Genomic DNA, 1,273 nt, shown 5'->3' on the forward strand with positions numbered 1-1,273 from the left:
GAAGGAGCTATGATGCTTCGACAATTATTCGCCCGCCCCACGAAGCGGACCATCCAGGTTGGCGGCACGGTACTGCTGGCAGGTGCCATGGTGTGCGGTAGCGTGCCGGCATATTCTCTTGGTGTTCTGAAACCTCGCCAAGTGACCCCTATTGTGCAGCCCAATGAACCGGCGGTGACCTGTAACGACCGCGCAATCTACGAATATAAGTACCTTCCGAATGCTTATGTGACTTACAGTCGCAAGATTATCTACGACTGGGCTGAGTGCGTTGGTCTAATTTCTGAATACCAGAAGTATCAGCTAATCGAAGAAAACACCGTAATTTCCCGTGGCCAGTTTGTGGAGTATTTGTATCGTCTGTCGGGCTCTCCTGAGGTGAAGAATCTTCCGGCTCAGTCTCCGTATGGCGATATCAAGACGGATGATCCGCGTTTTCCTGTGGTGATGTGGGCTCGTGAGCGGGGCATTACCTGGGGTTGGAGTGATGGGAATTTCCATTACGATGCCCCCGCGAATGAAACGACGACAGTAATCATGGCATACCGCCTAGCTGGTAGTCCGGCGGTCAAGCTACCCGATATGAATCCTCCGAATGAGGAAGAGCCCTGGACCAAGCGGAACCCCAACCTTCCTTACGGCTCAGAGTTGCATCGGGCCTATGTTTGGTTGAAATACACTGGAGCCGGCTTTGATAAGAAGTACACTGGCTTCCACGAATCGGTTAGGTACCATGACGTCGCGAGCATGGACTCTGAAGGTCGACGAGTGAGCCAATGGACTTTCCAGGCAACATATGAACAGGCTTTTGAAGTATTGCGCATGGCAGATACTCGAGGCGTATTTTAAGAGATTATAAAAATAGTTTGGTCCCCTGCTCTTCTATGCAGGGGACCAAACTATTTTCTAGTTTTCTGTGGACTCATTCTCGGCTTTAGGGATTCTCGGCGCTACAAGCTTTCCCTCAAATTTAAAATTATTAATTTCGATCCTTAATAGCTCATAAAGCTCAGAGTTGATTTTAAGAACCCATTTATCCCCCATAATTTTCTTTTGGGCCGCAGTTCTGGTCTTATCACTCATCTGACAAGCATCGAAAGCATTTGCGCCAATAATACTAAGACGCTTTGCGCCACCTTCAAGATAGAACCCCCATTGTGCTGCGAGAGCCTTATCTAGTGGAAATTTATCCTCTGGCTTGTCACTATCTTCGTAAGGATTATCAGAGCGCACTCCTGTAAAGGTGCAGTCGCTAGCCCACGAGCTGATATAC

1 protein-coding gene and 1 pseudogene are annotated in these 1,273 nt (G+C 48.8%); one reads left to right on the forward strand and one right to left on the reverse strand.

Annotation, left to right across the window (positions count from 1 at the left end):
• The coding region (locus HMPREF2842_RS03740; protein WP_246823173.1) for an S-layer homology domain-containing protein at window positions 1–849 on the forward strand (849 nt) is incomplete at its 5' end.
• A 57-nt stretch (window positions 850–906) separates the two neighbouring features.
• Here the strand turns inward: HMPREF2842_RS03740 and HMPREF2842_RS09065 are convergent.
• Window positions 907–1,273 (reverse strand): annotated as a pseudogene (locus HMPREF2842_RS09065) (transcriptional initiation protein Tat); the annotation flags it as partial.

The organism is Rothia sp. HMSC069C10 (assembly GCF_001812205.1).
GTDB classification, from domain to species: Bacteria; Actinomycetota; Actinomycetes; order Actinomycetales; family Micrococcaceae; genus Rothia; species Rothia mucilaginosa.